Raw genomic sequence first — 25,521 nt, 5'->3', positions numbered from 1 at the left:
ATGGCTTTGGAAAACTGCAAACATCACCTGCAGGCCTTCGTTTGCTCGCGAAAGCACACGTTCTGACAAATCGAACTGCCTGCCATGACGCATTCGCGAGCAAGCTCGCTCCCACAGGGTTGGGTATCAGCGCAGCAGGTACGGAATTTCGACCTTGACCGCGCCGGTGGGGCAGTCTTTTTCACAGGGCATGCAATACCAGCATTCGTCGAAGGCCATGTAGGCCTTTTGCGTCGCCGGATTGATCGCCAGAAGGTCCATCGGGCACACCTCGACACAGACCGTGCAGCCTTTTTCGGCGATGCACTTGTCTTCGTCGATGGTCACCGGAGCGTTGGAGCGGAAGAACACTTCCTGGGGCTGGTAGGCCATTTCACGGATTCCTTGGCGCGTATCGCGCTCTCTCTTTTCAATGCACTGCTGTAACAGGTTCAGGCGGCGTCGACAGACACCCGCAGGCGGTCATAGGCCTGCATTTCATCGGCATCCAGGGCGACGATGTAGGGCTCCACCGGCTTCTTGAAACTGACCATCTGCCCGTTTTCGTCCTTTTTCAGGTGGCAGTGGCAGAACCAGTCGCGATCATTGCGCAGCGGGTGGTCGACCCGGTGGTGATACAGGCCCCAGCGGCTCTCGGCGCGGTACAGCGAAGCTCGGGCGGCCATTTCTGCGCAGTCGCGAATCACGCTGACTTCCATCGCCCGCATCAATTCGTGAGCGTTGTTGGCTTTGAGCTGATCCAGGTCGCGCTCGATGTCGCTGAAGCGCTGCAGGCCGATCTGCATCTTCTTGGTCACTTTCGGCGGCTGCAGGTAGTCATTCACGAACCTGCGCAGCTTGTACTCGACCTGGGCCGGCGGCAGACCGTGCTCACGGTCCAGCGGCGCATAGACCCGCGCCTGCTCGCGTTCGATCTGCCCGGCATCGAGCTCGGTGAAGCCGCGCGCGGCCACATAGTCGGCGGCGTTGTTGCCGGCGAACCAGCCATAGGTGAACGCGCCAAGCATGTAGTTGTGCGGCACGGCGGCCATGTCACCGGCGGAATACAGGCCCTTGACCGAGGTCTCGGCACGTTCGTTGACCCACACCCCCGAGGCCGAATGGCCGCTGCAGAAGCCGATTTCCGAGATGTGCATTTCCACCATCTGGCTGCGGTAATCGGTGCCGCGATTGGCGTGAAACTGGCCGCGGCTGGGGCGTTCGTTGCTGTGCAGGATTTCTTCGATGTTCTGGATGGTTTCCTCGGCCAGGTGATCGAGTTTGAGGAACACCGGGCCGTTGCCGCTTTCCAGCTCCTGATGAAACTCCCACATCATCTGGCCGCTCCAGTAGTCGCACTCGATGAAGCGTTCGCCCTTGTTGTTCGCCGTGTAGCCGCCCAACGGGCCGGTGACGTAGGCGCAGGCCGGGCCGTTGTAGTCCTTGATCAGCGGGTTGATCTGGAAGCATTCCAGGTTCGCAAGCTCGGCGCCGGCGTGATAGGCCATGGCGTAGCCGTCGCCGGCGTTGGTGGGGTTCTCGTAGGTGCCCATCAGGTAGCCGGACGCCGGCAAACCCAGGCGCCCCGCCGCACCACAGGCCAGGATCACCGCCTTGGCCTTGATCACATGGAAGTCCGCCGTGCGGCAGTCGAAGCCCATCACGCCGTTGACCGCGCCCTCGGCATCAGTCAGCAACCGGGTGCAGACCACGCGGTTGGTGATGCTCACCCGAGCCCGCTTCAACTGGCGATACAGGACTTTCTTGATGTCGTGGCCTTCGGGCATCGGCAGCACGTAGGCGCCCATGTGGTGGACCTTCTTCACCGCGTAGTCGCCGGTTTCGTCCTTCTCGAACTTCACGCCCCAGCGGTCCAATTGCTCGATGGTCTCGTAGCTGTGGGTCGCGTAGGCGTACACCGCGGCCTGGTTGACGATGCCGTCGTTGGCGATGGTGATTTCCTTGGTGTACTGCTCAGGGGTGGCGTGGCCCGGAATCACCGCATTGTTCAGGCCGTCCATGCCCATGCTGATCGCGCCGCTGCGCTTGACGTTGGCCTTGTCGATCAGCAGCACCTTCAGATCGCGATTGCGCTCCTTGGCCTTGATCGCAGCCATGGGCCCGGCAGTGCCGCCGCCGATCACCACGATGTCGTATTCCTGTTCAAGGGTCTGGCGTGTCATGGCTGAGCCTCTCGATGACGGTCGATCCGCAAGCGGTACTGGAACGCATCGCCACGGTAGTAAAGGTGTTCGAAATCCACGGGCTGGCCGTCTGCGGTGTGGGTCAGACGCTCGATGCGCATGATCGGCGAGCCCGCCTCTACGTTCAGTGCCTGGGTCAGGTCGTCGTCGGCCAGCACGGCGTCGATGGCCAGATCCGCGTGGCCGAGGGACAGGCCGCAGTCGTTTTCCAGGATCAGAAAGATGTCGCGGGTCACCAGATCGGCGTTCTGCAAGCGCTCGCCCAAGTGGCCGGGCAACCAGGTCACTTCCAGCGAGACGGGCTCGCGGTTGATCAGGCGCACCCGCTTGATCTGGGTCACGGTGTCGCCTTCGGCAATGTTCAGGCGCTGGGCGACGAGCTTGTCGGCAGGCACGAAGCGCAGGCTGCGCAAGCGGTTGATCACCTCGAAACCGCGCCCGGTCATGGATTCGGCCAGGCCTTGCAGGGTGCTGACGTTCTGGAACGCCTTGGGCTTGGAGACGAAGGTGCCCTTGCCGTGAATCTTGAAAATCAGCCCTTCTTTCTGCAGATCGCCCAGCGCCTGGCGCACGGTGATGCGGCTGACCTTGAACATGGCGCCCAGCTCGCTCTCCGATGGCATGCGGCTGTTCTGCGCATATTCGCCATCGAGAATGCGTGCGCGCAGCAGATCACGCAGCTGAGTGTGCAGCGGCACGCTGGAAACGGATGAAAGGCTTGTGGCGGAATCGGTCATTGCGATCACTTGTTATAACGAGTTATGACCTGATCTTAATGAGCCTAAGCTGCGGCTGGGAAATATCGTTTGGATATAAGGTTATGGCTGCGTTTTCCGACGCTTTGCGTTTGACTCTGGCCGAAGGCCGTGGGAGCCGGCTTGCTGGCGAATACGGGGTGTCAGTCAATGATGTGTTGCCTGACACCCTGTATTCGCCAGCAAGCCGGCTCCCACATGAATTGCGCCGCTTTTGAGGTTATGCGCTGTAAGTCAGCGGCAACTGCGTCGTCGACTTGATCTGCTCCATGGCGAAGCTGGAACTGATATCGGTGATCCCCGACAGCTGGATCAGCTTCTTGTACACCGCGTCATACCCGGCAATGTCGGGCACCACGATGCGCAGCATGTAGTCGGTGTCCCCCGCCATGCGGTAGCACTCCACCACTTCGGGCAGGGTCGCGATCAGCTCGTGAAAGCGTGTCAGCCACTGGGCGTTGTGCTGGTTGGTGCGGATCGCGGCGAATACGGTGACGGCGACGTTCAGTTGCGCCGCGTCGAGCAACGCCACCCGCCCGCGAATCATCCCCTGCTCTTCCAGTTTCTGCACCCGGCGCCAGCAGGCAGTGCTGCCCAGGCCGATGGCATCGGCGATTTCGGCGATGGGCCGGGTGCAATCGGTTTGCAGAATGGCGAGTATCGCCTGGTCGAACTTGTCCATGATGGGAGGTCACCGGATCGGGAGCGTTATTGCCGAAAGCGATAAGGATAATCCTGTTTTGCAGGTGATCTGAAATCTTATTCCTCAAAGGCAAGAACGAAGAGAAAAATAATCTATCCAGTGCGTAAATCAGCGTCGAGTTATCAATTTTTTTTCAGTTCGGCGCTAGTAGTATTTTCTGCATTACGGACAGCGCGGATTTCTCCTCCATGAGCACACTTCCTTGTTACTTCGACTACGCCGCCACCACCCCTGTCGATGACCGGGTCATCCAGGCCATGGTCACCTGCCTGGGCCGCGAAGGCACCTTCGGCAACCCGGCGTCCAGCTCCCACGGTTACGGTAATCAGGCCCGCCAGGCCGTAGAGCTGGCGCGACGTCAGGTCGCCGAGCTGGTGGGCTGCGCCGCCGAGTCGATCATCTGGACTTCCGGCGCCACCGAATCCAACAACCTGGCGATCAAAGGCATTGCGCAGAGCGCCAAAGGCCCGCGTCGCCACCTGATCACCAGCCGCATCGAACACAAGGCGGTGGTCGACACCGTTTCCCAGCTCGAACAGGCCGGTTTCCCGGTGACCTGGCTGGAGCCCGACAGCCAGGGCCTGATCCAGCCCGAAGCCGTGCGCCAGGCGTTGCGCGACGACACCCTGCTGGTCTCGCTGATGCTGGTCAACAACGAACTGGGCACGGTCACCGACATTGCCGCCATTGGCGAGCTGGTGCGTGAACATGGGGCGATCTTCCACGTCGACGCCGCGCAAGGTGCAGGCAAGCTGGCCATCGACCTGAAGGCGCTTGCGGTGGACCTGATGTCGTTTTCCGCGCACAAGATCTACGGCCCCAAAGGCATCGGCGCGCTGTACGTCGGCGAGCGTGCGCGGCCGTTGCTGGAAGCGCAAATCCACGGCGGCGGCCATGAGCAGGGTTTCCGCTCCGGCACCCTGGCCACCCACCAGATCGTCGGCATGGGTGCGGCCTATGCGCTGGCGAGCGCCGAGATGGTCGAAGAAATCCAGCGCATCGCTGAACTGTCGGCGCAATTGCGCGACGGCCTGCTGCAGCTGCCGGGCGTCAGCCTCAATGGCGACCCGGCCCAGCGCGTGCCGCACACCCTGAACATTTGCGTCGACAAGGCCGGTTTCAACGCCATGAGCCTGGCGGGCGACATTGCCATATCCTCGACCTCGGCCTGCAACTCGGCCAGCAGCGGCGCGTCCCATGTTTTGTTGGCGATCGGGCTGACCCAGGCCCAGGCCAGCAGCAGTCTGCGCCTGAGCCTGGGCCGCTGGACCCAGGCGGCAGATGTGGAAAAGGCTATCGCGGTGATCGCCCAGCGCTTAAGCAGCACGTCCACGACATTCTGGTGAGAAGTAACCTCTAGAGGTTACATTCCGGAAAGTAACCCCTAGAGGTTACTTTCCTCCCAGCATCATCACCGCCAGGCCAATGGCGATGCTCAGGGTGAAACTGACCAGCGTGCCCAGCAGCACGTATTCGCTGAGCGGGCGCTGCTCGGCGCCCTTGATGTCGTTGAAACGCAGGATGCTCTTGGCCGTGAGCAGCAGGCCTATGGCTTCCCATTTGCCCAGCAATACGAACGTCAGAATCAGCGTGCGCTCCAGGTAGCCGATCCAGGTGCCGGCCTTTTTCAGCGAATCCTTGCTGCTCTGCTCCACCGCCGCCATGAACGGCGTCAACACCGCGCCGATCAGCACCGATGCCGGGCGCAGCACCAGCACGTAGGCCAGTATCACCAGCAGGTTATGCGCAGTGAACAGTGTCTTGCACAGCTCCCACGCCCAGCTCCAGTAGCCTTCCGCGCTGAGCCAGATCACGACCAGCGCGGCGATCTGCAGCACGAACTGGATCACGAAGGCGTAACTGGAGCGGATCTTCGGCACCAGCCAGCCGATCAGCCCTCGGCACAGGGCAAACCCGATACCCGCCCCCAGCGCAGGCAACAGGTGACGATCGAATGCGAACAACAAGAGCGCGACCGACAGCCCCTGTATCAGCGCGTGCACGGATTTAGACAGAACGGTCGCCGATCGACGTTCGTGCCATTTGCCAAAGGCGAAACCCAGCAACAGGCTGACCAGGATCAGCGTCAACAGCACGACAGAAGCATCACGCATCGATCATCTCCAGGAGCCACTGGCCGGTGCAGGCCAGATAGCGATCCAGCAGCCGCGCCTGCCCGCGCTGCAAGGCCTTGTTCACCGCAACCCGGGATTTGCCCAGTTGCTCGGCGATGCTCTGCTGATCGCCAGCGCCCAATAGATGCGCGTAATAGGCCTGCGCCTCGACCACGGTCCATTTGTCGACGATGGCCGCCACGAATTCGGTGACCAGCCCGGCGCTGCGCAGCAGCGTGGCGTCGTGACTGAACAGCCCAAGCGTCAGCTTTTTCATGCCGTCCAGGCCCTGGCCCGAGAGCACGAATGCTTCGCCGTAGCCCGCCCCGGTGGCCGCACTGCCGACGCCGATGGCGATCCGCGCATCCCAGCGCTCACCCGCGGGGCTGGCCGAAATCAGCCCGGCGCGAATCGCCAGCGCGCATTCGAACGCCTTGGCGGTCTGTTTCAGTTCCACCTGAAAACCGTCACCGCGATAGGTGTCGATGGTCAGGCCATAAGATTTCTTGAGGGTGGCGAGGACCTTTTTAAGCCCGGCCAGATAGGCCTGGGTGTCGCTGGCGGTCTGAGAGTGCATCAGATCGCCGGTCAAAACGGCTTTGCTGCTCATGGGCGCCCCATTGATGACAGGTGCAATAGCGACCACTATAGGCCAAATCTCAAAAAAGTAACCTTTAAAGGTTACTTTCGCCAAAGTAACCCAAAAAGGTTACATTTGGACGCCCCCGCAAAACCAGCACCGAGGGCCACACACCTGCCCCGCTCTCTGGCACAATCGCCCATCCGTTTTTCCGAGACCGCCCGAGCATGGACCTGAACGCCGTTTACCCGCGCCTGAACACCGGCAGCAAGAAGTGGAGCCAGTACCCGCAGGACGTGTTGCCGATGTGGGTGGCCGACATGGACTTTGCAGTGGCAGAGCCCATCCTTGAGGCGCTGAAGCAGCGTCTGGAACATCCGCTGCTCGGTTATTCGGTGGCCCAGGATCGCCTGCGCCAGACGCTGGTCGCGCGTATGGCCAGCCTGTATGGCTGGCAGATTCAGCCGCAGGATCTGGTGTTCCTGCCGGGTGTGGAGCCCGGGGTGAACATGGCGCTCAACGCGCTGGTCGAGGACGGCAGCGCGGTGGTGGTGCAGACGCCGAACTATTCGCCGCTGCTCAGCGCCCCGGGCAACTGGAATCTGGCGCGGATCGACCTGCCGTTTCACGCTGACGCCGATGGCAACTACCCGACCGACATCGCCGCGCTGGACAACACCCTGTCCGATGCCCGCGCCCTGCTGCTGAGCAACCCGCACAACCCGCTGGGCAAGGTGTTCGAGGCAGAAGAACTGCGCGCCATCGGCCAGGCCTGTGTGGAGCGCGATGTGCTGATCATTTCCGACGAGATCCACGCCGACATCCTGTTCGACGGCCGCACGCACACGCCCATCGCCGCCCTGAGCCCGGACATCGCCGCGCGCACCATCACCCTGATGTCCGCCAGCAAGGCCTGGAACATCGCCGGCATGAAAACCGCGTTCGCCATCGTGCAGAACCCCGAGCTGCGCCAGCGCTTCAATGGCGGCCAGCGCGGGCTGGTCGACAGCGTCAACGTGCTCGGTTACGAGGCGACCCAGGCCGCCTACAGCGAAGGCGGGCCTTGGCTGGCGCAGGTGATGGCCTATCTGCAGGACAACCGCGACTACCTGGCCCACGCCATCAAGACCCGCTTTCCCGGCATCGCCATGAACCTGCCGCAAAGCACCTTTCTGGCCTGGCTCGATTGTTCGGAGCTGGGCCTGGAAAACCCGCAGCAGTTCTTCCTGGAAAACGCCAAAGTGGCGATGAGCGCGGGGCTGGAGTTCGGCGATGATTGCGGCCAGTTCGTGCGCCTGAACTTTGGCTGCCCGCGGCCAATGCTCGAAGAAGCACTGGCGCGGATGGAGCGCAGCCTCTCCCTTAGAAATATTTGAGCCAAGTGATATCGCGGCGCCGGGCCTTCAGCTCGGCGAACCAGCGCACGGCCGGGAACAGCGCGACGATCAGCACCGCCGAGCAAGCCCACACTGCCGCCACCGAATCGAAGCCGAAATAGCTGCCGTGGTTCTGCCCCCATAGCGCAAGCGCGATCAGGTACAGCACCTTGAGTACATACAGGTGCAGCAGATAGAAAAACATCGGCGCCGCACCAAAGATCACCAGCGGCTTGAGCCATCGGGCAGACGCCGCCCGCTCCAGCCAGGCCAGCGTCAGCAGGCCGATGCCCAGGGTCAGGCTGAGAAACAGCAGCGACGGAGGGTACTTGGTGATGTTGAAAATGCTCATCACGGTCAGGCCCATGGTTTCGCCGACCACCCAGGGCTTTTCGCCGTAGCCATTGACGCCGCGCAAGGCCAGAAACAGCACCAGCAGCCCGAAACCCCAGGCGATCAGATTGATCTCGCGCTTGCCCGCGTCGGCATCGCGTGCGAACCACGGCCCTGCGGCATAACCCACTGCGATCACGCCGATCCACGGCAACACCGGGTATGAGGTGCGCAGGCGCAGGCTGTCGCTGACCTCGATCCAGCCGCGGTCGTGCAACACCGCCCACGGGACGTGCATCAGCGAATCGACGCGGAAATGCAGGCCATCCAGCAGGTTGTGGCCAGCGATGATGACGATGCCCAACGCCGCTAACGCCCAACGCGGCAAGGCCACCAGCAGCGCCAGCGCGATCATGCTCAGGCCGATGGCCCAGATCACTTGCAGGTAGATCACGCTGGGCGGGAACTGAAAGGTCCAGGCGAAATTCACCAGCGTCAATTCCAGGGCGATCAGCACCAGCCCGCGCACGAACAGAAAACGGCTGACCTGCCGCGGCCCTGAATGCCGTTCGCCGTAGAGAAACGCCGACAGCCCGGTCAGGAACACGAACAACGGCGCGCAGAAATGCGCCAGAGTGCGGCTCAGAAAAAGCTCTGGCGCGGTAGTGGCCACGTCCATCGGGTCGGACACCTGGCGGTGCAGAAAGAAGGTTTCGCGCACATGGTCGAGCAGCATGAAGACGATGATCAGCCCGCGCAGCGCGTCGATCGATTGCAGGCGGGTCGAGGCTTGGATCTGGCTCTTGGGCAACACCGATTGAAAGCCGCTCATGCCCGACGCCCCTGCCCTGCGCTCTGGAACATGGCTGCGCTGGATGACGACGCCACGGCATCATGGGGATGCAGGCTTTCCAGATGCCTGACGGACACGCAGCTCACTGGAAAACGGATCGCCAGCGCCTGCTGAACCTTGCGCGCCGCATCTTCGACATACATCAGGTTTTGCCCGTTGAGCCGGGCGAAGGCTTGCTCGTCCGCGCGTTTGACGGCCGTCTGCACCGGCGTGCCGAGGGCGTCCTCGATCAGGTCGATCAAACCGAGCAAGCCCAGGCGCTCGGCGTCTTGATCGATGCGCACCGTCACCCGCGCCACACTGCGCTGGCTGTGGGGCGTGGCATGGGAACCGTTGCTGCGCAGCCACGCCGATACTTGCGCGCTGTCCACCGGCCCTGCGCCGAAATGAGCAATGAACGCCTGCTCCAGCAGTTGCCGCGACAACGCCGCCGAGCAGGGGCACGTCGACGAATAGGTCACCTCGACGCCCAGCTCCAGCAGCAGGCGGCCCTGCTGCCACTGCGCGTCGATGGTCACCGGGTAGGACTTCCAGCCGCTCAAACCCTGGGTAACCAGCGCCGGACGCTTGCACAACAGCTCGAACGCCAGGCGCAAACGGGCCTGGGAGCTGTGGCAATCGGTGTGGCTGGTCACCATCAATTCCAGCAGTGCGGCCAGACTCGCCGGCCTGACCGCCTGGTGCTCGGCAAAACGGTCGAGCAGCGTGTACAGCCGCGACATGTGAATGCCCTTGATCTGCGGCACCGGCAGGTCGACCTGCAAATCCGCGCGGGCATGCACCGGCGCATCGGCGCCGGGCTCGTCGAGGATCAGGGGGATGTCAATGCCTTGCATGCCGACCCAGTCGAGGGGCAGCAAGGCCTGGGACAATTCGGAGGAAGCAACGTCAGGAAGCGGATTGTTCATCTGGCGGAAATTCTCGAAGCGCGCGAGCAGAAATCGCTCACCCATAGCGTTATAACATAACAGCTATAAAACACACTTCATACCACCTGACTGCGGGATCTCGAACCTGTAGGAGCGAATTTATTCGCGAAAAATCTTCCAGGCGACAGAGCTGTATCGTTCCTACCGCCCCTTCGCGAATGAATTCGCTCCTACAGTTGACCCGCGGTGTATCCCATTACATCGCGAAATTAATACCCCAACGACAACCCGGTATTGCGACGCGGATCGTTCGCTCCGTAGAAACGGTTGTTGCCCACCGGCTTGCCACCCAGCGACGGCGCGCCGACCAGAATGGCGGCCAGGTGGTTGGCGTCCTGCGGCTCGGCGAACTTGTGGCCCCAGCTTTCGAGGATCTTCTGCGTGTCAGGGCTGACTGCGAAGTTCTCAAGGTTAGTGGTCTCCGGCATCCACTGCTGGTGGAAACGCGGCGCGTCCACGGCTTCCTGAATGTTCATGCCGTAATCGATCACGTTGAGCATGGTCAGCAAGGTCGCGGTGATGATCCGGCTGCCGCCCGGCGTGCCCACCACCATCACGGTCTTGCCATCCTTGGTGACGATGGTCGGGCTCATCGACGACAGCGGCGCCTTGCCCGGTGCGATGGCGTTGGCTTCGCCCTGGATCAGGCCGTACATGTTCGGCACGCCAACCTTGGAGGTGAAGTCGTCCATTTCGTCGTTGAGGATCACCCCGGTCTTGCTCGCCATCACGCCCGCGCCGAACCAGTCGTTGAGGGTGTAAGTGACCGACACCGCGTTGCCCCATTTGTCGACAATCGAGTAATGGGTGGTGTTGTTGCCTTCGTGGGGCGCGACGCCAGGCTTGATGGCCTGGGAGTCACCGGCCTTTTGCGGTTCGATGGCCGCACGCAGCTTGGCCGCGTAGTCACGATCGAGCAGGTGCGAGATAGGGTTCTTGACGAAATCCGGGTCGCCCAGATAGCTGTTGCGGTCCACGTAGGCGTGGCGCATGGCTTCGATCTGGTAATGCATGCCCTGGGCCGAGTGATAGCCCAGGTCCTTCATCGGGTAGCCTTCGAGAATGTTCATGATCTCGCAGATCACCACCCCGCCCGAGCTGGGCGGTGGCGCGGAGATCACGTGATAACCCCGGTAATCGCACTCGATGGGCGCCAATTCCCGGGTCTTGTATTTGTCCAGGTCGGCCTGGACGATAATCCCCTTGCCCGCCTTGCTCGAATCGACGATGGCCTTGGCCACCCAGCCCTTGTAGAAACCGTCGGTGCCCTTGGCGGAAATTTCCTTGAGGGTTTTCGCCAGGTCCTTCTGCACCAGCTTGTCGCCCACTTTCAGCGGCTGGCCCTTGTTCAGGAAGATCCCCGAGAGGTCCTTGTCGGCCTGGAATTCCTTGGTGGCGTAGTCCAGCAGATCGACGTCGCCCTGCTCCAGCGCGAAGCCGTTCTCGGCGAGCTTGATCGCCGGGGCGATGACTTCAGCGCGTTTCTTGGTGCCGTATTTCTTCAGTGCCAACTCCATGCCGGACACGGTGCCCGGCACGCCCACGGCCAAGTGCCCTTTGGAACTGAGGTCCGGGACGACGTTGCCGTCCTTGTCCAGGTACATGTTGGCAGTGGCCGCCAGCGGGGCCTTTTCGCGGAAGTCGAGGAAGGTCTTGCGGCCATCGGCCAGTTGCACGGTCATGAAACCGCCACCGCCCAGGTTGCCTGCGGCCGGGTACACCACCGCCAGTGCGTAACCCACGGCAACCGCGGCGTCCACCGCATTGCCGCCGGACTTGAGCACATCCACGCCTACGTGTGTCGCCAGGTGCTGGGCAGTGACCACCATGCCGTTTTCCCCGGCAACCGGGGCCACGGAGGCAGCGAAGGAAACAGAAACCGACAGTGCAAGGGCCGTCGCGAGCAGCGACTTGGCCAAAGGTTCGTACTTCATGGGGCGACTCTCTTTTTCTTTTTGATAGGAACTTCAATGTTCGATTGAGGCCCTGTAAAAGTAGCGGCTGAAACAGACTTTGACAGAATATTTCAGAGAGTCGCCCGCCCCGCTGTGTGATTCAGAACCAGCGATCGTTGCGTTTGCGCCCGCGGGTCAGCGACGGCAGGATCAGGCCCAGCAACAGGCCCGCGCCGGCGATGCTGCCGCCGTAGACCATGTAGCGCATCAGCACCTGATTGTTCTCGTCGCCGAGTTTGGCCTGGGTCGCGCGCAGTTCCGACTGGGCGTCGGTCAGCTGGGCGTTGAGGTCCTTGGTGCGCGACTCCAGTTCATCCACCAGTTTCTTGCGCGAGTCCAGGGTTTCCTGCATGCCCTGCACCTTGGTTTTCCAGTCGTCATCAATGGTTTTCAATTTGGCGCTGAGTTCGTCGACCTGCTGGGTCAGCTGCGGCACGCGCTCGGCGGGGCCTGGGACTTCCTGCAGGTCAGACGACGGAATCCACACGGTGTCGCCGGATGCGCCCTTGACCTGGCTGTAGTCGCCCTGGGTGGTCAGAAGCTCCACTTTTTGCCCGGACTTGAGGGTGCCGACGATGCGATAGCCATCGGTGGGACCGCTGCGCACATAGGTGCTCAAGGTGTCGGTGACCCAGCGATCCTTGCCTTCGGCCTGCGCCTGCGCGGCGATACCGAGGCTCAGGACAGCGCCTGCCAGGGGGAGAAAACGGGAGATGGCGGTGACGGGACGAAATAGAGACATGAAAGATCTTCGGCAAAAATAAAAAAGAAAGGCCGGATGGTCGGGCCCCGTTGCAATGGTCAGAAAACCTCGTCGGCGGCGCATGCGATACGCTGCAACTGCTGGAAAAGGCAGCCGAACGCACAGGAAATACAGCCTATCGTCGGGATCGCAGGACCGACGCGCTGCGCGCACAGTGGTCTACAGACAGTGCAAATGGTTTCAGGTTCACTGCGGGCGGGTGACGTTCGTCTGCTTCAGAGAGCGATGAGTGACCTGTAGGAGCGAATTCATTCGCGAATGGCCGGGACAGGCAATACATCTGTTTCGCCTGTCCAATCGTTCGCGAATGAATTCGCTCCTACAGGTTTTGCACATCATCGTCAGGTGAGATGGGGTTGTCCGGAGATTGAAACTGGCGGAAGGCAGCGGGAGTCGAACCTGCCCGGGAACGGCTGCCGTCCCCAACCGGGTTTGAAGCCCGGCCGCGCCACCGGGCGCGATTGCCTTCCATGATCGATCAGAACGTACCGGCGCCGCCTTGTGCCAGCGCGTTGTCCGGGCGGATGCGGCGTTGATCGCCGATGCGCCGGGTCAGCCCGATACGGTCGAAAAACTCGAGAATCTGGATACTGCGCTTGCGCCCGATGCCCAGTCTGTCGCGAAACGCCGCGGCCTGGATCACCGGATCCTGCGCTGACAGTCGCAACAGCATAGTCACCATTTGTGCGGCGGTAGACTCAAGATAGAACAGATCGCGCACCACCTGATGCACCTGGCCGATTCGCGCCAGCTTGCGCAGCAACAAGCGCACGTCCGCCTCCGAGTGCCCGGTGGCCGTGGCCAAATCGCGGACCCAGGGCGGGTCGAAGCCTGCGGCGCGCATCAACGGTTCGATCAGTTGCCACAACGCCTCGTCGTCCTCATTGAGCCTGACCTGATGCCCGGGCAGGTGCAGCCACGGGCCGCTGTTGGCGATCAGCCCTGCACTGAGCAACTCATCGACCAGCGCAATGAACGCCGGGCGCTCCAGGGCCATGGCGGCAAAGCGGCGCAGGCGGTCGCGATCCGGGCCCAACTGGTCGGGCTCCTGCTGATGAAAGCGCTCAAGCTGGCCCAGCAGCTCGTCACGCAACGCCTGCCAGCGCGCTTCGCTGAACAGCAATTGCCCCTGCCGGGTGGCGATGATGCGGATATCGGCCGGCAGCCGCCAGGTGGCGCGCAGCCGGTTGAACTGGCGCTCCAGCCGCTGCGGGTCGAGCCCGCTATTACTGCTGGCAATCAACGGTGGCAGCGCCTGCTCCAGGTTTTCTGCAGCGGCCAGAATCCTCAGTTGCTCAAGCCGGGCCTCGCTGCGGCGCTGGCGTGACGGGGCGAACGGGTCGAGCACACGGCCGCCGCCCAGGGTGCGCTGGGCGCTCTGATCGCGCAGCACCAACCGGTCGCCATGCACGCCGTGCACCGGCGCGTTGAGCAAAAGCTGGGCGAACATGCGCTGGCCGGGCAGCAGCGCGGTGCCTTCGAGCAACGCGACTCGGGCCGTCACGTCCTGTGTGGCAAGGTGCACATGCACCGGGCTGAAGTGCTCGAAGGCCCGGGTTTCGCTGGCAAGCAACTGCAGCTCGATGTCGATGCGCTGGGTCGGCGCGAACAGCCACGGCGCCAGCAGCCAGTCGCCACGATGAATCTGCTCAAGGCTGAGCTTTTCCGCGCTCAGGTTCAGCGCCACCCGCTGCCCGACCCAGGCCTGGGCTGCGCTCTGGTTCTGCGCATGCAGCCCACGCACCCGCACCGGTTTGCCGGCCTGCCCCAGCGCCAGGCTGTCGCCCACCGTCACCTGCCCCGCCAGCGCGGTGCCGGTCACCACAATTCCCGCCCCGGCCACGCTGAACGCGCGGTCGATGTCCAGCCGGAACCCGCCGCGATCGCTGCGCTCGGCCACCTCCTGCTGCGCCAGCATTAAGGCCTGACGCAAGGCCTCAATGCCGTCGCCGCTGTGGCTGGATACCTCGAACTGCAACGCATCGGCGTAGGGCCCCGCTTCAAGCAGCTGACTGATTTGCGTGCTCACCTGGTGCACCCGCACGGCTTCAGCGCGGTCGCATTTGCTGATGACCACCAGCAGTTCGGGGATGCCCAGCAACTCGACAATCGCAAGATGCTCACGGGTTTGCGGCATCACACCGTCGTCGGCGGCGACCACCAGCAGCACCAGATCGATGCCCTGGGCACCGACCAGCATGTTGTGAATGAAGCGCTCGTGGCCCGGCACGTCAATGAAACCGGTCAAGGGCGCGCCGGGCTTGAGCGGCGCATAGAGATAACCCAGATCGATGGTGATGCCCCGCTCGCGCTCTTCCCGACGCCGGTCGCCGGCCTGCCCGGTCAGCGCTTCGAGCAGCGCAGTCTTGCCATGGTCGATATGCCCCGCCGTGCCGACGATCACTGTGCCCGGCCCTCCCATTGCAGTTGATCCAGTTGCGCGATCCAGGCTGGCTCGTCGTCCAGTTGGCGCAGATCCAGCCACAGCGCGTCATCGTCGATGCGGCCCAGCACCGGGATCGGCAACGTGCGCAAACTCGCCTCCAAAGCATGCAACTGACGACCGCGCAGACGTTTTGAGACGATCGGTCGTAAACACAGCGCGGCACTGGGCAGTCGCGCCACCGGCTGGCTGCCGCTGCCGATCATGCCCAGGCTGGGCTGCACCAGCACGCTCCAGTTCGGACCCAGCACGGCGGCCAGCAACGGCCGCAAGCGCTCCGCCTGAGCGAGGATTTCGGGCTGCGGACGGGTCAACAGGCGCAGGCTGGGCAGGCGCTGTGCCAGGCGATCGGGGTTGCGATACAGGCTCAACACGGCTTCCAGTGCAGCGAGGGTCAGCTTGTCCACGCGCAAGGCGCGCTTGAGCGGGTTCTTCTTGATTTTGCCGATCAGCGCCTTGCTGCCCACGATCACCCCAGCCTGCGGGCCGCCGAGCAGTTTGTCGCCGCTGAAGGTGACGATGTCCGCGCCGTCCAGCAGCGTCTGGCGCACGGTAGGTTCGGCGGGCAGGCCCCAGCGCGTCAGGTCCAGCAGGCTGCCGCTGCCCAGGTCTTCCAGCAGCGGTAAATCATGGGCGTGGGCAATCCGGGCGATCTCGGTGGTGGGTACGCTGCTGGTGAAGCCTTGAATGCTGTAGTTGCTGGTGTGCACGCGCATCAACAGACCCGTGCGCGGGTTGACCGCTGCCTCGTAATCCTTGGCGTGGGTGCGGTTGGTGGTGCCGATCTCATGCAGTTTGACGCCCGCGCGGGCCATGATGTCGGGGATGCGAAAGGCTCCGCCGATCTCGATCAGTTCACCACGGGAGATGATCCCTTCCTTGCGCGCGCCGAGGCTGTTCAACGCCAGCAACACGGCCGCCGCGTTGTTGTTGACCACGGTGACGGCCTCGGCGCCGGTCAGTTCGCGGATCAGGCCTTCGATCAAATCGTCGCGATCGCCGCGCTTGCCGGTGGCCAGGTCGAACTCCAGATTCAGCGGGTAACGCGCAGCGGTCTGGATCGCTTCGATGGCCTCTTCCGGCAGCAAGGCCCTACCCAGATTGGTGTGCAGTACGGTGCCGGTGAGGTTGAACACCCGCTGCACCCGGCTGCGATGCTGGACGGCCAGGCGCTCGGCGGCCCTGCCCGCCAGTACCTTAGTGCCCAGTTCGCTGGCGCTCATCTGGCCGCGCTGCACCGATTCGCGCAGGTCGTCGAGCAACTGGCGCAGGGTGGCGAGCACCGCGTCGCGACCGTAGCGCTCAAGCAACGGATGGCAGGCGGGGTGACGCAAGAGGCTGTCGATGGAGGGCAAGCGTGGTGTGGATGAGGCGAGGCTTTCGGGCATTCAATGACTCCAAAAATCATTACCGCTCAAATCGTTCGCCGAGCACCGATCTGTAGGAGCGAATTTATTCGCGAACCGCAAGCGCATCCGATACATCTCTGTCGCCTGGCAAATCGTTCGCGAATGAATTCGCTCCTACAGGCTTGCGCCGTATTCGGACTGGACGAAAAGAGTGTAGACCCCGCTCTCACTCCCCTCCCGGCGCCAGCATGAGATTGGGCGCCAGGCGCGCGATGCCTTCCAGGTCCAGGCGCATGTCCAGCGCGAGGCTGGCCAGGTCCGCCGACAGGGGCTCGGCGTCGGCGTCGCATTCCAGGTAGATCTGCTTGAGGTAGGTGTTGCAGCCGGGGCACACCTCGGCGCGCAGCGGCGCCTTGTCCACGGCCACGCGGTCATCGTTCAGACTCATGTACTTGAGGCCTTTGCTCTGCTCGCAATACACGCACTTGACCCGCACCACATGCCATTCGCATGCGCACAACGAACAGGCCAGATAGCGCAGGCCATTGTGTTTACCCCTGTGGCGAATCACCCCGGCCATCGCCGGCGAGCCGCAGGCCGGGCACTGCGACAGGCTGTCGGCGGGCTTCAGCGTGCTGGTTGGCAGTTGCAGGAACCAATGGCTCCACGCCGCCTGCAACGCCGCCCCGAGAAACGGCACCACGGCAACCGGCACTCCGGCGTACTGACCGCTGAGCAGGGAAACGCCCCAAGCCTTGTGCTGGCCCTCGCTGGCGCTGCGCAACTGATTCAGCGCCTGCGCAACCTGGACAGCAGCGGGCTGCGGATAGCGTTCCAGCAAGGCGCTCAGAAACAGCTGCCAGTGCGGCTCGCGCGCCAGGCTGTCGGCGGCCAGCGGCGGCAGGCCGTGCTGGATGCATTGCGCCAAACGCTCATCGCTCAACCTCCAGTCATCCGGCGGATGATCCAGCAAATCCTGCTGCACCCGGCACAGCCCGGCGATCAGCCGCAGGTAATCACCCAACGGATGCCCTTCGGCGAGCACTTCCAGCCGATGGGCGCGCAAGGCGAACAGGTTGAAGGGAGGCAGGTGCAGAAACGGCGGCGAGCTGGCCGCCGCTTCGATTTCTCCGGGTTCGAGAATCTGGCTCAATGGCTCATCCTTTTTTTGTCACGCGAGCGCCCTGCTCTTTATCCGCCACCTGGCGATACCACAATTCATGATGTTTTTTCGCCCAGCGGCGGCTGACCCAGCCGTGCAGCATCGCCCCCACCGAGCCCTTGATCCAGATCCCGGCGTAGATGTGCACGATGATGCTGGTGATCAACACAAACCCCGCCAGCGCATGAATCAACGCGCCGAGGCGGATCACCGTGATGTCGAAGTACTCGCTGAAGTACGCTCGCCAGATCACGATGCCGCTGACCAAAAGCCCCAACATGCACAGCAGCAAGGTCCAGAACAGCAGCTTCTGACCGGGGTTGTACTTGCCGATCGGTGGCACGCCCTCTTCCTCGTTCTTCATCACCCGGTCGATGCGCTTGAGCCACAGCCGGTCGTTGGCGATGAAAAGGTTGGCGCGCCAGAAGCGGATCACCAGCCCCATGAAAAACACGAACATCGCTACGCCCATGAACGGGTGCAGGATGCGTGTCCAGGGGCCGCCGCCGAACAGGTGGGTCAGCCAGAACATCGCCGGGTGAAACAGCGCCAGGCCCGACAGCCCGGCCATGAAAAACAGGATGGCGACGATCCAGTGGTTGGTCCGTTCGTTGGCGTTGTAGCGCAGGATGGTCTTGCCCGGTTCGCGGTTCTCGCTCATGGCCGACGCCCCTCTTCAGTCCCGGGTTGACGTGGGTCGAAGACGTGCACCGCTGGATCAACCTCATGCACGTCCGGGTCCCTGCCGTTCTCTTCTTCCTCCCGTTGCGGGCCGATGCGCACGTAATGGAAGAACCCGGCCAGCACCGCCAGCCCCATCGCCAGCAGGCCCAGCGGCTTGCTCACGCCCTTCCACAGGCCCACCAGCGGGCTGATTTGCGGGTCCAGCGGCAGGCCCGCGTAAAGTTTCGGATCGTCGGCATGGTGCAGCACGTACATCACATGGGTGCCGCCGACACCGGCCGGGTCATAGAGGCCGGCGTTGTCGAAGCCGCGGGATTTGAGGTCCACCACCCGCTCGGCAGCGTGCACCTTCATGTCTTCCTTGGTGCCGAAGACGATGGCGCCGGTCGGGCAGGTTTTCACGCAGGCAGGCTCCAGGCCCACCGAGACCCGATCCGAACAAAGAGTACATTTGTACGCCTTGTGGTCTTTCTGCGAGATGCGCGGGATGTTGAACGGGCAACCGGTGATGCAATAGCCGCAGCCGATGCAGTGGTCCTGGTTGAAGTCGACGATGCCGTTGGCGTGCTGGATGATCGCACCTGGGCTGGGGCAGGCTTTCAGGCAACCGGGCTCGGCGCAGTGCATGCAGCCGTCCTTGCGGATCAGCCATTCGAGGTTGTTGTCGGCGGTTTCGTGCTCGGTGAAGCGCATCAGGGTCCAGGTCTGTGCGCTCAGGTCCTGCGGGTTGTTGTAGGTGCCGTGGTTGTGGCCGACCTCGTCGCGCAGCTCGTTCCACTCCGAGCAGGCGACCTGGCAGGCCTTGCAGCCAATGCATTTGGTGGTGTCGATCAGCTTGGCAACCGGCTCAAGCTGGCGTACCGAGGACGGCACCGTGGTGGTGGCCGAGCGGGCAATCACATCCTGAATGGCCATCAGATTTTCTCCAGGTTGACCAGAAACGACTTGGATTCCGGGGTCTGGGAATTGCCGTCACCCAGAAACGGCACCAGCGTGTTGGCCAGGTAGCCGTTGCGCGTGGTGCCGGTGAAACCCCAGTGAATCGGAATGCCGATCTGGTGCACGGTCTGATTGTTCACCTGCAGCGGCCGGATACGCTTGGTCACCACCGCCACGGCCTCGATGAAGCCGCGCTTGCTGCTGACCCGCACGCGATCCCCGGCGACGATGCCCTTCTCCCTGGCCAGCGCCTCGCCGATCTCGACGAACTGTTCCGGCTGGGCGATCGCATTGAGGGTGCAATGCTTGCTCCAGTAGTGGAAATGCTCGGTCAGCCGGTAACTGGTGCCCGCGTAGGGGAAGTCCTTGGCCACACCGAGGGTGTCCCACACCGAATCGAACACGCGCCCGGCCGGATTGCTGGTGGCCTGCTTGTTGTTCGGGTGCAGCGGGTTGATGCCGATGGGCGTCTCGAAGGGCTCGTAGTGCTCGGGGAATGGCCCCTCGTTCATCTTGTCGACGGCGAAGAACCGCGCCACGCCTTCGGGGTTCATGATGAACGGGTTCATGCCCGCTTCCGGCGCCGAGGTGGCGGCGAAGTCCGGCACATCAGTGCCGGTCCAGGCCTTGCCGTTCCACCAGACCAGGCGTTTTTTCGGATCCCAGGGCTTGCCGGACACGTCTGCCGAGGCGCGGTTGTAGAGAATCCGCCGGTTGGCTGGCCACGCCCAGGCCCAGCCCTGATGCTGATGCATGCCGAACGGATCGCTGTTGTCACGCCGCGCCATCTGGTTACCGGCTTCGGTCCAGCTGCCGCAGAAGATCCAGCAACCGGACGCCGTGCTGCCGTCATCCTTGAGCTGGGCAAACGCCGACAACTGCGCCCCGCCCTTGACCGCCGCGCCTGTGGCGTCGGTGAAGTCAGTGGTGGCGGAGCCGTTGATTTCCTTGGCGATCTCTTCCGGCGACGGCTCTTCGGGGATCTTGTACGGCCAGCTGAGCTTGAGCAGCGGTTCGGCGTAGGCCCCGCCTTTGTCCTGATACAGCTTGCGCAGGCGCAGGAACAGCTCGCTCATGATGCGTACGTCGGTGATCGCCTCGCCGGGGCCTTCCGCGCCCTTGAAGTGCCATTGCAGCCAGCGGCTGCTGTTGACCAGCGAGCCGTCCTCTTCGGCAAAACAAGTGGTGGGCAGGCGAATCACTTCGGTCTGGATGTTTTCGCTTTGCACGTCATTGTAAGGGCCGACGTTGTGCCAGAACTCCGAGGTCTCGGTGGCCAGCGGGTCCATCACCACCAGCCATTTCAGCTTGGCCAGGGCCTTCATCACTCGATTTTTGTCCGGCAACGCAGCGATCGGGTTGAACCCCTGGCACATGTAGCCGTTGACCTTGCCACTGCCCATCAGGTCGAACATCTTCAGCACGTCGTAGCCAGGAATATCCAGCTTGGGCAGCCAGTCGTAGCCCCACTTGTTCTCGGCAGTGGCATTGGCGCCGTACCAGGACTTCATCAGGCTGACGTGGAACTTGCTGTAGTTCTGGTAGTAGGACAATTGGCCCGGACGCAGCGGTTTCTGCGTGCGTTTGGCGATGTAGGCGTCGTAGTCCTGCTCGGCGTCGCTGGCCAGGGTCAGGTAGCCCGGCAGCGAATTGGACAGCAGCCCCAGGTCGGTCAGCCCCTGAATGTTGGAATGGCCACGCAAGGCGTTCATCCCACCGCCCGGCATGCCGATATTGCCCAGCAGCAGTTGCACCATCGCCGCGCTGCGAATGATCTGCGCGCCAATGGAGTGTTGGGTCCAACCCAGGGCGTAGAGAATCGTCATGGTCTTGCCCGGCACCGAGCAGGTGGCGATCTCGTCCCAGATCTTCATCATTTGCGCCTGTGGCATGCCGCAGGTCTGGCTGGCGATCTCTGGCGTGTAGCGGCTGTAGTGCTGCTTCATCAATTGATAGACGCAGCGCGGGTCCTGCAGGGTCGGGTCGACCTTGGCAAAGCCGTCCTCACCCAGCTCGTAACCCCAGCCGGACTTGTCCGCATACACCCGTTTGCTCGCATCGTAGCCGCTGAAAATGCCGTCCTCGAAGCTGTAGCCGGCTTTGACGATGAACGAGACGTCGGTGTAGTTGCGCACGTATTCGTGCTGGATCTTGTCCTGGGTCAGCAGGTAGTTGATCAACCCGCCCATGAAGGCGATGTCGCTGCCGGTGCGAATCGGCGCGTAGTAGTCGGCCACCGAGGCGGTGCGGGTAAAACGCGGGTCGACCACGATCAGCCGCGCCTGGTTGTGCGCCTTGGCTTCGGTCACCCATTTGAAGCCGCACGGGTGCGCTTCCGCGGAGTTGCCGCCCATCACCAGGATCAGGTTCGCGTTGGCGATATCGGTCCAGGTATTGGTCATGGCACCACGGCCATACGTCGGGGCAAGACTTGCCACCGTCGGGCCATGTCAGACACGTGCCTGGTTATCGAACCCCAGCATGCCGGTTGCACGAATGACCTTGTGGGTCATGTAACCCGCTTCGTTGGACGCGGCGGACGCAGCCAGAAAACCGGTGGTGAGCCAGCGGTTGACGGTCTCGCCCTTGGCGTTCTTCTCGATGAAGTTGGCGTCGCGATCTTCTTTCATCAGCTCGGCCACGCGGTCCAGGGCGTCGTCCCAGGAGATGCGCGTCCATTCCTTGCTGCCCGGCTTGCGCACTTGCGGGTATTGGAGGCGGCTGGGGCTGTGAATGAAGTCCAAAAGGCCCGCGCCTTTGGGGCACAGGGTGCCGCGATTGACCGGGTGGTCGGCGTCGCCTTCGATGTGGATGATGTTTTGTGCCACGTTCTTGGCGGCATCGCCCTGGCTGTACATGATCAGCCCGCAGCCCACCGAGCAGTACGGGCAGGTGTTGCGGGTTTCATGGGTGTGGGCGAGCTTGAAGTGGCGGATCTGCTCGGCGAATGCCGGCGCGGGCGCCATGCCCAGCGCCGCCAGGCTCGAGCCTCCAAGGCCGACTGCAGCGACCTTGAAGAACTGCCGACGGTTGAGGTCCATCGTGCACTCCTGATCAGGTTTGGAGCCCGGTACGTTGCCGGGCGGTGTTCGATCACGGTTTTTCGGCGGGTTGGGCGCCGATTGAGTAACGATAGTTCAGATGGCCAGCAGTACCATGAAAGCTGATGGCTGGTGGTTTTATGCGCTGATCCGGGTTTTGTGTGATGGCCGCAATGTTCTGGCTAACGCCAGACCTGTTTCGACTTCGTCGGGTGACTTGGTTTCCTCAAGATCAAGAGCGTTCTTCCTAACGTCAGACCTGTTTCGACTTCGTCGAGTTACTTGGAAAAGCCCCAAGTAACCAAGGGCTTTTGCTCCTGGTTTGGGTCCTCCTTCGTCGGACTTCCCTCCACTCCGGCGATGTTCCGTGGGCCCGGCGCGAATGGGCCATCCATGGCCCCGCGCCTCGCGCGGCATCCTGCCGCTTGGCCCACTCCACATCGCCTCCGCTCGGCCTGCACCCAAGTCGCGATTTGTGGTGTCTGGGCTATCGCGCACGAAGATCAACGGCAACGGCAACGGCAACGGCAACGGCAACGGCTTGGTGTTATGCGATCTGCTTTTGATTCTGCCCAGAGGGCGTGGGAGCCGAGCTTGCTCGCGATCTGGCGCGCAGCGGCAGCAAAATCATTCACCCAGGCCATGTCAGACATACCGCATGCACAGGATTTGCTGCCGGTGCCCGGCAGATCGCCGGCAAGCCGGGCTCCTACGCCCCCGGGCAGAATCAAAGGCAGATCACAAAACCCAGCCGATGCCGTTGATCTTGATCTTGATCTTCGTACGCGATAGCCCAGACGACACAAAACGCGACTTCGGTGCAGGCTGAATGGAGGTCTCGTGGAGTGGGTCGAGCCGCATGGATGCGGCGAGAGGCGCGGGGCCATGGATGGCCCATTCGCGCCGGGCCCACGGAGCGGGACCGGAGTGAAGGGAGTCCGACGAAGGAGGACCCAAACCAGGAGCACAAGGACTTGGTTACTTGGTCCCTTCAAGTAACTCGACGAAGTCGAAACAGGTCTGACGTTAGGAAGAACGCTCTTGATCTTGATGATGTCCGCCCCAACCCAAGATCCAGGTTGCCCCCAACAACAGAGGCAACCCTGAAACACAAAAAGCTCGATCAGCCCTCCCGAACCGGCTTCAACACCACCACCGCCAACGGCGGCAGATTCAGCTCCAGCGACACCGCCTGCCCGTGGCTCTTGACCTCATCGGCGATCACCGCCCCGCCGTTGCCGACGTTCGAGCCGGCATACACTCCGGCATCGGTGTTGAGCAATTCGGCCCACTTGCCACTGAACGGCACCCCCACCCGATAACCATGGCGCGGCACCGGTGTCAGGTTCGCCACCACCAGCAGCGGCTCACCCTCACGACTCCAGCGCAGGTACGCATACACGCTGTTGCCGGCGTCATCACCGATCACCCACTGGAACCCCTGCGGTTGGCAGTCCTGCTCATGCAACGCTTTCTCCGAGCGATACAGCCGGTTCAGGTCGCCCACCAGCGTGTGCACACCCTTGTGCTCGGCGTATTGCAGGAAATGCCAGTCCAGTTCGGTGTCATGATTCCACTCGCGCCACTGGCCGAACTCGCAACCCATGAACAACAGCTTCTTGCCCGGATGGGTCCACATGAACGTCAGATAGGCCCGCAGGTTGGCGAATTTCTGCCAGCGGTCCCCCGGCATCTTGTCGATCAGTGAATGCTTGCCGTGCACCACCTCGTCGTGGGAAATCGGCAGGATGAAACGCTCAGACCACGCATACACCAGCCCGAAGCTCAGCCGGTCATGGTGGTGCTGACGATGGATCGGGTCCTGTTCGATGTACTTGAGCGTGTCGTGCATCCAGCCCATGTTCCACTTGTACGAGAACCCCAACCCACCCTGCTGGGTCGGCTGGCTGACGCCCGGCCAGGCCGTGGATTCCTCGGCGATGACCAGCGCGCCCGGAGCCTCCAAGGCGACCACATCGTTGAGGTGACGCAGGAAATCGATGGCTTCCAGATTCTCCCGGCCGCCGTAGCGGTTCGGCACCCACTCCCCGGCCTTGCGCGAATAGTCGCGGTACAGCATCGAGGCCACGGCATCGACCCGCAGGCCGTCGACGTGGAAGTGTTTGAGCCAGTGCAGGCCCGAGGCAATCATGAAGCCGTGGACTTCGGTGCGGCCCAGATTGTAGATCAGCGTGTCCCAGTCCTGATGGAAACCCTCTTGCGGGTTACCGTATTCGTACAGCGCGGTGCCGTCGAATTGCGCCAGGCCATGGGTGTCGGTGGGGAAATGCGCGGGCACCCAGTCGAGAATCACGCCGATGTCGTTCTGGTGACAGGCGTTGACGAACGCGGCGAACTGCTCGGCGGTGCCGTAACGCGCGCTCGGGGCGAATTGCGAGAGCAACTGGTAACCCCAGGAGCCGCCGAACGGGTGCTCCATGATCGGCATCAGTTCGATGTGGGTGAAGCCCAGATCTTTCACGTAAGGAATCAACTGGTCGGCCAGTTCCAGCCAGTTGAACGGGCGATCCGGCTCATCTTCGCCGCCGTGGTGCCAGCGCCAGGAACCGGCGTGCAGCTCGTAGATCGACAACGGTTTGTGCACGTCCTGCTTGTCACCGCGGGACTGCATCCAGTCATGGTCCTGCCAGTCGAAACGCAGCGGCGCCCCCACCTTGGAAGCGGTGTCCGGCGGCATGCTGGTCGCCAGCGCCATGGGGTCGGCCTTGAGCGGCAATACGCCGTGCTGGCCGAGGATTTCGTACTTGTAATGTTCACCCGGCCCGATGCGCGGGATGAAGATTTCCCAAACGCCGGTCGGGTGCCGCGACCGCATCGGGTGGCGACGCCCGTCCCAACTGTTGAAGTCGCCCACCACCGACACCCGTCGGGCATTGGGCGCCCAGACCGAGAAGCGCACGCCCTCGACGCCGTCCACGTTCTTGACCTGTGCGCCAAGCGCGCTGCTCAGATCCCGATGGTTGCCCTCGGCGAACAGGTACAAATCCATCTCGCCCAGTTGCTGGCCGAAGCTGTAGGGATCCTCGGTGATCTGCTCGCCAGTGGCCCAGTTGATCTTCAGCAGGTACGGCTCGCGGGTCTCGAAATGCCCGGCAAAAAAGCCGGGTTTGTCGCTCATGCTCAATTCACCCAGATCGCGCTCGCCATCCCGGGACAACACTCGCACCCCCAGCGCATTGGGCAGGTAGGCACGGATCACCTGCCCGCTTTTCCCGTCGCTGTGGGGGCCGAGTATGGAGAACGGATCAGGGTGTTCGGCGCGGATCAACGCGTCCATGTCGCCGGCGTTTGGCAACACAGCGTGATTGCCTTTACCGAAGGGGTCAGACGCACTCATT

Annotated in this window: 19 protein-coding genes and 1 tRNA gene; 2 read left to right on the top strand and 18 right to left on the bottom strand. The window is 62.7% G+C overall.

Annotated features, from left to right (window positions below; all coding sequences use genetic code 11):
* Positions 1–126 precede the first annotated feature (126 nt).
* From AC1MEK_RS10235 to AC1MEK_RS10220, 4 genes are all read right to left on the bottom strand, one after another.
* Positions 127–372, bottom strand: a complete 246-nt coding sequence (locus AC1MEK_RS10235) for a 4Fe-4S dicluster domain-containing protein (RefSeq protein ID WP_480396155.1) — start codon at positions 370–372, stop codon at positions 127–129.
* Between the two features lie 59 nt (positions 373–431).
* Positions 432–2,162 (bottom strand): fumarate reductase/succinate dehydrogenase flavoprotein subunit, encoded by a 1,731-nt coding sequence (locus AC1MEK_RS10230; RefSeq protein WP_480396154.1) that lies wholly within the window; start codon positions 2,160–2,162, stop codon positions 432–434.
* On the bottom strand, positions 2,159–2,920 hold the full coding sequence (locus AC1MEK_RS10225; RefSeq protein ID WP_480396153.1) for a GntR family transcriptional regulator: 762 nt from the start codon (positions 2,918–2,920) through the stop codon (positions 2,159–2,161). Before AC1MEK_RS10225 ends, AC1MEK_RS10230 begins: the two co-directional genes overlap by 4 nt.
* Before the next feature lie 238 nt (positions 2,921–3,158).
* On the bottom strand, positions 3,159–3,620 hold the full coding sequence (locus AC1MEK_RS10220; RefSeq protein WP_480396152.1) for an Lrp/AsnC family transcriptional regulator: 462 nt from the start codon (positions 3,618–3,620) through the stop codon (positions 3,159–3,161).
* A 209-nt stretch (positions 3,621–3,829) separates the two neighbouring features.
* On the opposite strand from AC1MEK_RS10220, the gene AC1MEK_RS10215 reads away from it, so the two are divergent.
* A complete protein-coding gene (locus AC1MEK_RS10215) occupies positions 3,830–4,987 on the top strand; it encodes a cysteine desulfurase family protein (RefSeq protein ID WP_480396151.1) in 1,158 nt (385 codons plus the stop codon).
* 45 nt (positions 4,988–5,032) lie between these two features.
* Here the strand turns inward: AC1MEK_RS10215 and AC1MEK_RS10210 are convergent, their stop codons facing one another.
* Together AC1MEK_RS10210 and AC1MEK_RS10205 are read right to left on the bottom strand one after the other, a co-directional pair.
* Positions 5,033–5,755: a hypothetical protein gene (locus AC1MEK_RS10210; protein ID WP_480396150.1), complete on the bottom strand. Its 723-nt coding sequence runs from the start codon at positions 5,753–5,755 to the stop codon at positions 5,033–5,035.
* The gene (locus tag AC1MEK_RS10205; RefSeq protein WP_480396149.1) at positions 5,748–6,365 is read right to left on the bottom strand and encodes a hypothetical protein; all 618 of its coding nucleotides are present in this window, start codon (positions 6,363–6,365) and stop codon (positions 5,748–5,750) included. The genes AC1MEK_RS10210 and AC1MEK_RS10205 overlap by 8 nt, the downstream gene beginning before the upstream one ends.
* Positions 6,366–6,562: 197 nt before the next feature.
* On the opposite strand from AC1MEK_RS10205, the gene AC1MEK_RS10200 reads away from it, so the two are divergent.
* Complete coding sequence (locus AC1MEK_RS10200) at positions 6,563–7,711, top strand: MalY/PatB family protein (RefSeq protein WP_480396148.1); 1,149 nt, start codon at positions 6,563–6,565, stop codon at positions 7,709–7,711.
* Here the strand turns inward: AC1MEK_RS10200 and AC1MEK_RS10195 are convergent.
* The 12 genes from AC1MEK_RS10195 to glgB form a co-directional block, all read right to left on the bottom strand.
* Complete coding sequence (locus AC1MEK_RS10195) at positions 7,698–8,876, bottom strand: acetyltransferase domain-containing protein (RefSeq protein WP_480396147.1); 1,179 nt, start codon at positions 8,874–8,876, stop codon at positions 7,698–7,700. The two genes, AC1MEK_RS10200 and AC1MEK_RS10195, sit on opposite strands and share 14 nt — an antisense overlap.
* Positions 8,873–9,805, bottom strand: coding sequence for a GTP cyclohydrolase FolE2 (gene folE2 / locus AC1MEK_RS10190; RefSeq protein WP_480396146.1), 933 nt, complete (start codon positions 9,803–9,805; stop codon positions 8,873–8,875). The genes AC1MEK_RS10195 and folE2 overlap by 4 nt, the downstream gene beginning before the upstream one ends.
* Positions 9,806–10,035: 230 nt before the next feature.
* Positions 10,036–11,760, bottom strand: a complete 1,725-nt coding sequence (gene ggt, locus AC1MEK_RS10185; RefSeq protein WP_480396145.1) for a gamma-glutamyltransferase — start codon at positions 11,758–11,760, stop codon at positions 10,036–10,038.
* Between the two features lie 121 nt (positions 11,761–11,881).
* Positions 11,882–12,523, bottom strand: coding sequence for a TIGR04211 family SH3 domain-containing protein (locus AC1MEK_RS10180; protein WP_480396144.1), 642 nt, complete (start codon positions 12,521–12,523; stop codon positions 11,882–11,884).
* Positions 12,524–12,918: 395 nt separating this feature from the next.
* Positions 12,919–13,014: transfer RNA gene (locus AC1MEK_RS10175), tRNA-Sec, on the bottom strand.
* Between the two features lie 8 nt (positions 13,015–13,022).
* The gene (gene selB / locus AC1MEK_RS10170) at positions 13,023–14,948 is read right to left on the bottom strand and encodes a selenocysteine-specific translation elongation factor (RefSeq protein ID WP_480396417.1); all 1,926 of its coding nucleotides are present in this window, start codon (positions 14,946–14,948) and stop codon (positions 13,023–13,025) included.
* Positions 14,945–16,375 carry an L-seryl-tRNA(Sec) selenium transferase gene (gene selA / locus AC1MEK_RS10165; RefSeq protein WP_480396143.1) on the bottom strand — a complete coding sequence of 477 codons (1,431 nt, stop codon included), beginning with the start codon at positions 16,373–16,375 and terminating at the stop codon, positions 14,945–14,947. Before selA ends, selB begins: the two co-directional genes overlap by 4 nt.
* 187 nt (positions 16,376–16,562) lie before the next feature.
* Positions 16,563–17,489, bottom strand: a complete 927-nt coding sequence (fdhE, locus tag AC1MEK_RS10160; protein WP_480396142.1) for a formate dehydrogenase accessory protein FdhE — start codon at positions 17,487–17,489, stop codon at positions 16,563–16,565.
* 4 nt (positions 17,490–17,493) lie between these two features.
* A complete protein-coding gene (locus AC1MEK_RS10155) occupies positions 17,494–18,159 on the bottom strand; it encodes a formate dehydrogenase subunit gamma (protein WP_480396141.1) in 666 nt (221 codons plus the stop codon).
* Positions 18,156–19,097, bottom strand: a complete 942-nt coding sequence (gene fdxH, locus AC1MEK_RS10150; RefSeq protein WP_480396140.1) for a formate dehydrogenase subunit beta — start codon at positions 19,095–19,097, stop codon at positions 18,156–18,158. Before fdxH ends, AC1MEK_RS10155 begins: the two co-directional genes overlap by 4 nt.
* The gene (gene fdnG / locus AC1MEK_RS10145; protein ID WP_480396139.1) at positions 19,097–22,162 is read right to left on the bottom strand and encodes a formate dehydrogenase-N subunit alpha; all 3,066 of its coding nucleotides are present in this window, start codon (positions 22,160–22,162) and stop codon (positions 19,097–19,099) included. Before fdnG ends, fdxH begins: the two co-directional genes overlap by 1 nt.
* Before the next feature lie 1,123 nt (positions 22,163–23,285).
* A complete protein-coding gene (gene glgB, locus AC1MEK_RS10140; RefSeq protein ID WP_480396138.1) occupies positions 23,286–25,520 on the bottom strand; it encodes a 1,4-alpha-glucan branching protein GlgB in 2,235 nt (744 codons plus the stop codon).
* Between the last annotated feature and the right edge of the window lies 1 nt (position 25,521).

It is taken from the genome of Pseudomonas sp. 2 (assembly GCF_056627435.1).
This window is presented reverse-complemented; position numbering and strand designations above follow the sequence as displayed.

Bases quoted from the DNA above. Each gene is read 5' to 3' on its own strand.
- AC1MEK_RS10215 (WP_480396151.1), top strand. From the start codon at position 3,830: ATGAGCACACTTCCTTGTTACTTCGACTACGCCGCCACCACCCCTGTC.
- AC1MEK_RS10210 (WP_480396150.1), bottom strand. From the start codon at position 5,755: ATGCGTGATGCTTCTGTCGTGCTGTTGACGCTGATCCTGGTCAGCCTG.
- AC1MEK_RS10195 (WP_480396147.1), bottom strand. From the start codon at position 8,876: ATGAGCGGCTTTCAATCGGTGTTGCCCAAGAGCCAGATCCAAGCCTCG.
- AC1MEK_RS10230 (WP_480396154.1), bottom strand. From the start codon at position 2,162: ATGACACGCCAGACCCTTGAACAGGAATACGACATCGTGGTGATCGGC.
- AC1MEK_RS10205 (WP_480396149.1), bottom strand. From the start codon at position 6,365: ATGAGCAGCAAAGCCGTTTTGACCGGCGATCTGATGCACTCTCAGACC.
- AC1MEK_RS10235 (WP_480396155.1), bottom strand. From the start codon at position 372: ATGGCCTACCAGCCCCAGGAAGTGTTCTTCCGCTCCAACGCTCCGGTG.
- AC1MEK_RS10200 (WP_480396148.1), top strand. From the start codon at position 6,563: ATGGACCTGAACGCCGTTTACCCGCGCCTGAACACCGGCAGCAAGAAG.
- fdxH (WP_480396140.1), bottom strand. From the start codon at position 19,097: ATGGCCATTCAGGATGTGATTGCCCGCTCGGCCACCACCACGGTGCCG.
- AC1MEK_RS10225 (WP_480396153.1), bottom strand. From the start codon at position 2,920: ATGACCGATTCCGCCACAAGCCTTTCATCCGTTTCCAGCGTGCCGCTG.
- glgB (WP_480396138.1), bottom strand. From the start codon at position 25,520: ATGAGTGCGTCTGACCCCTTCGGTAAAGGCAATCACGCTGTGTTGCCA.
- selA (WP_480396143.1), bottom strand. From the start codon at position 16,375: ATGCCCGAAAGCCTCGCCTCATCCACACCACGCTTGCCCTCCATCGAC.
- AC1MEK_RS10180 (WP_480396144.1), bottom strand. From the start codon at position 12,523: ATGTCTCTATTTCGTCCCGTCACCGCCATCTCCCGTTTTCTCCCCCTG.
- AC1MEK_RS10220 (WP_480396152.1), bottom strand. From the start codon at position 3,620: ATGGACAAGTTCGACCAGGCGATACTCGCCATTCTGCAAACCGATTGC.
- folE2 (WP_480396146.1), bottom strand. From the start codon at position 9,805: ATGAACAATCCGCTTCCTGACGTTGCTTCCTCCGAATTGTCCCAGGCC.
- AC1MEK_RS10155 (WP_480396141.1), bottom strand. From the start codon at position 18,159: ATGAGCGAGAACCGCGAACCGGGCAAGACCATCCTGCGCTACAACGCC.
- ggt (WP_480396145.1), bottom strand. From the start codon at position 11,760: ATGAAGTACGAACCTTTGGCCAAGTCGCTGCTCGCGACGGCCCTTGCA.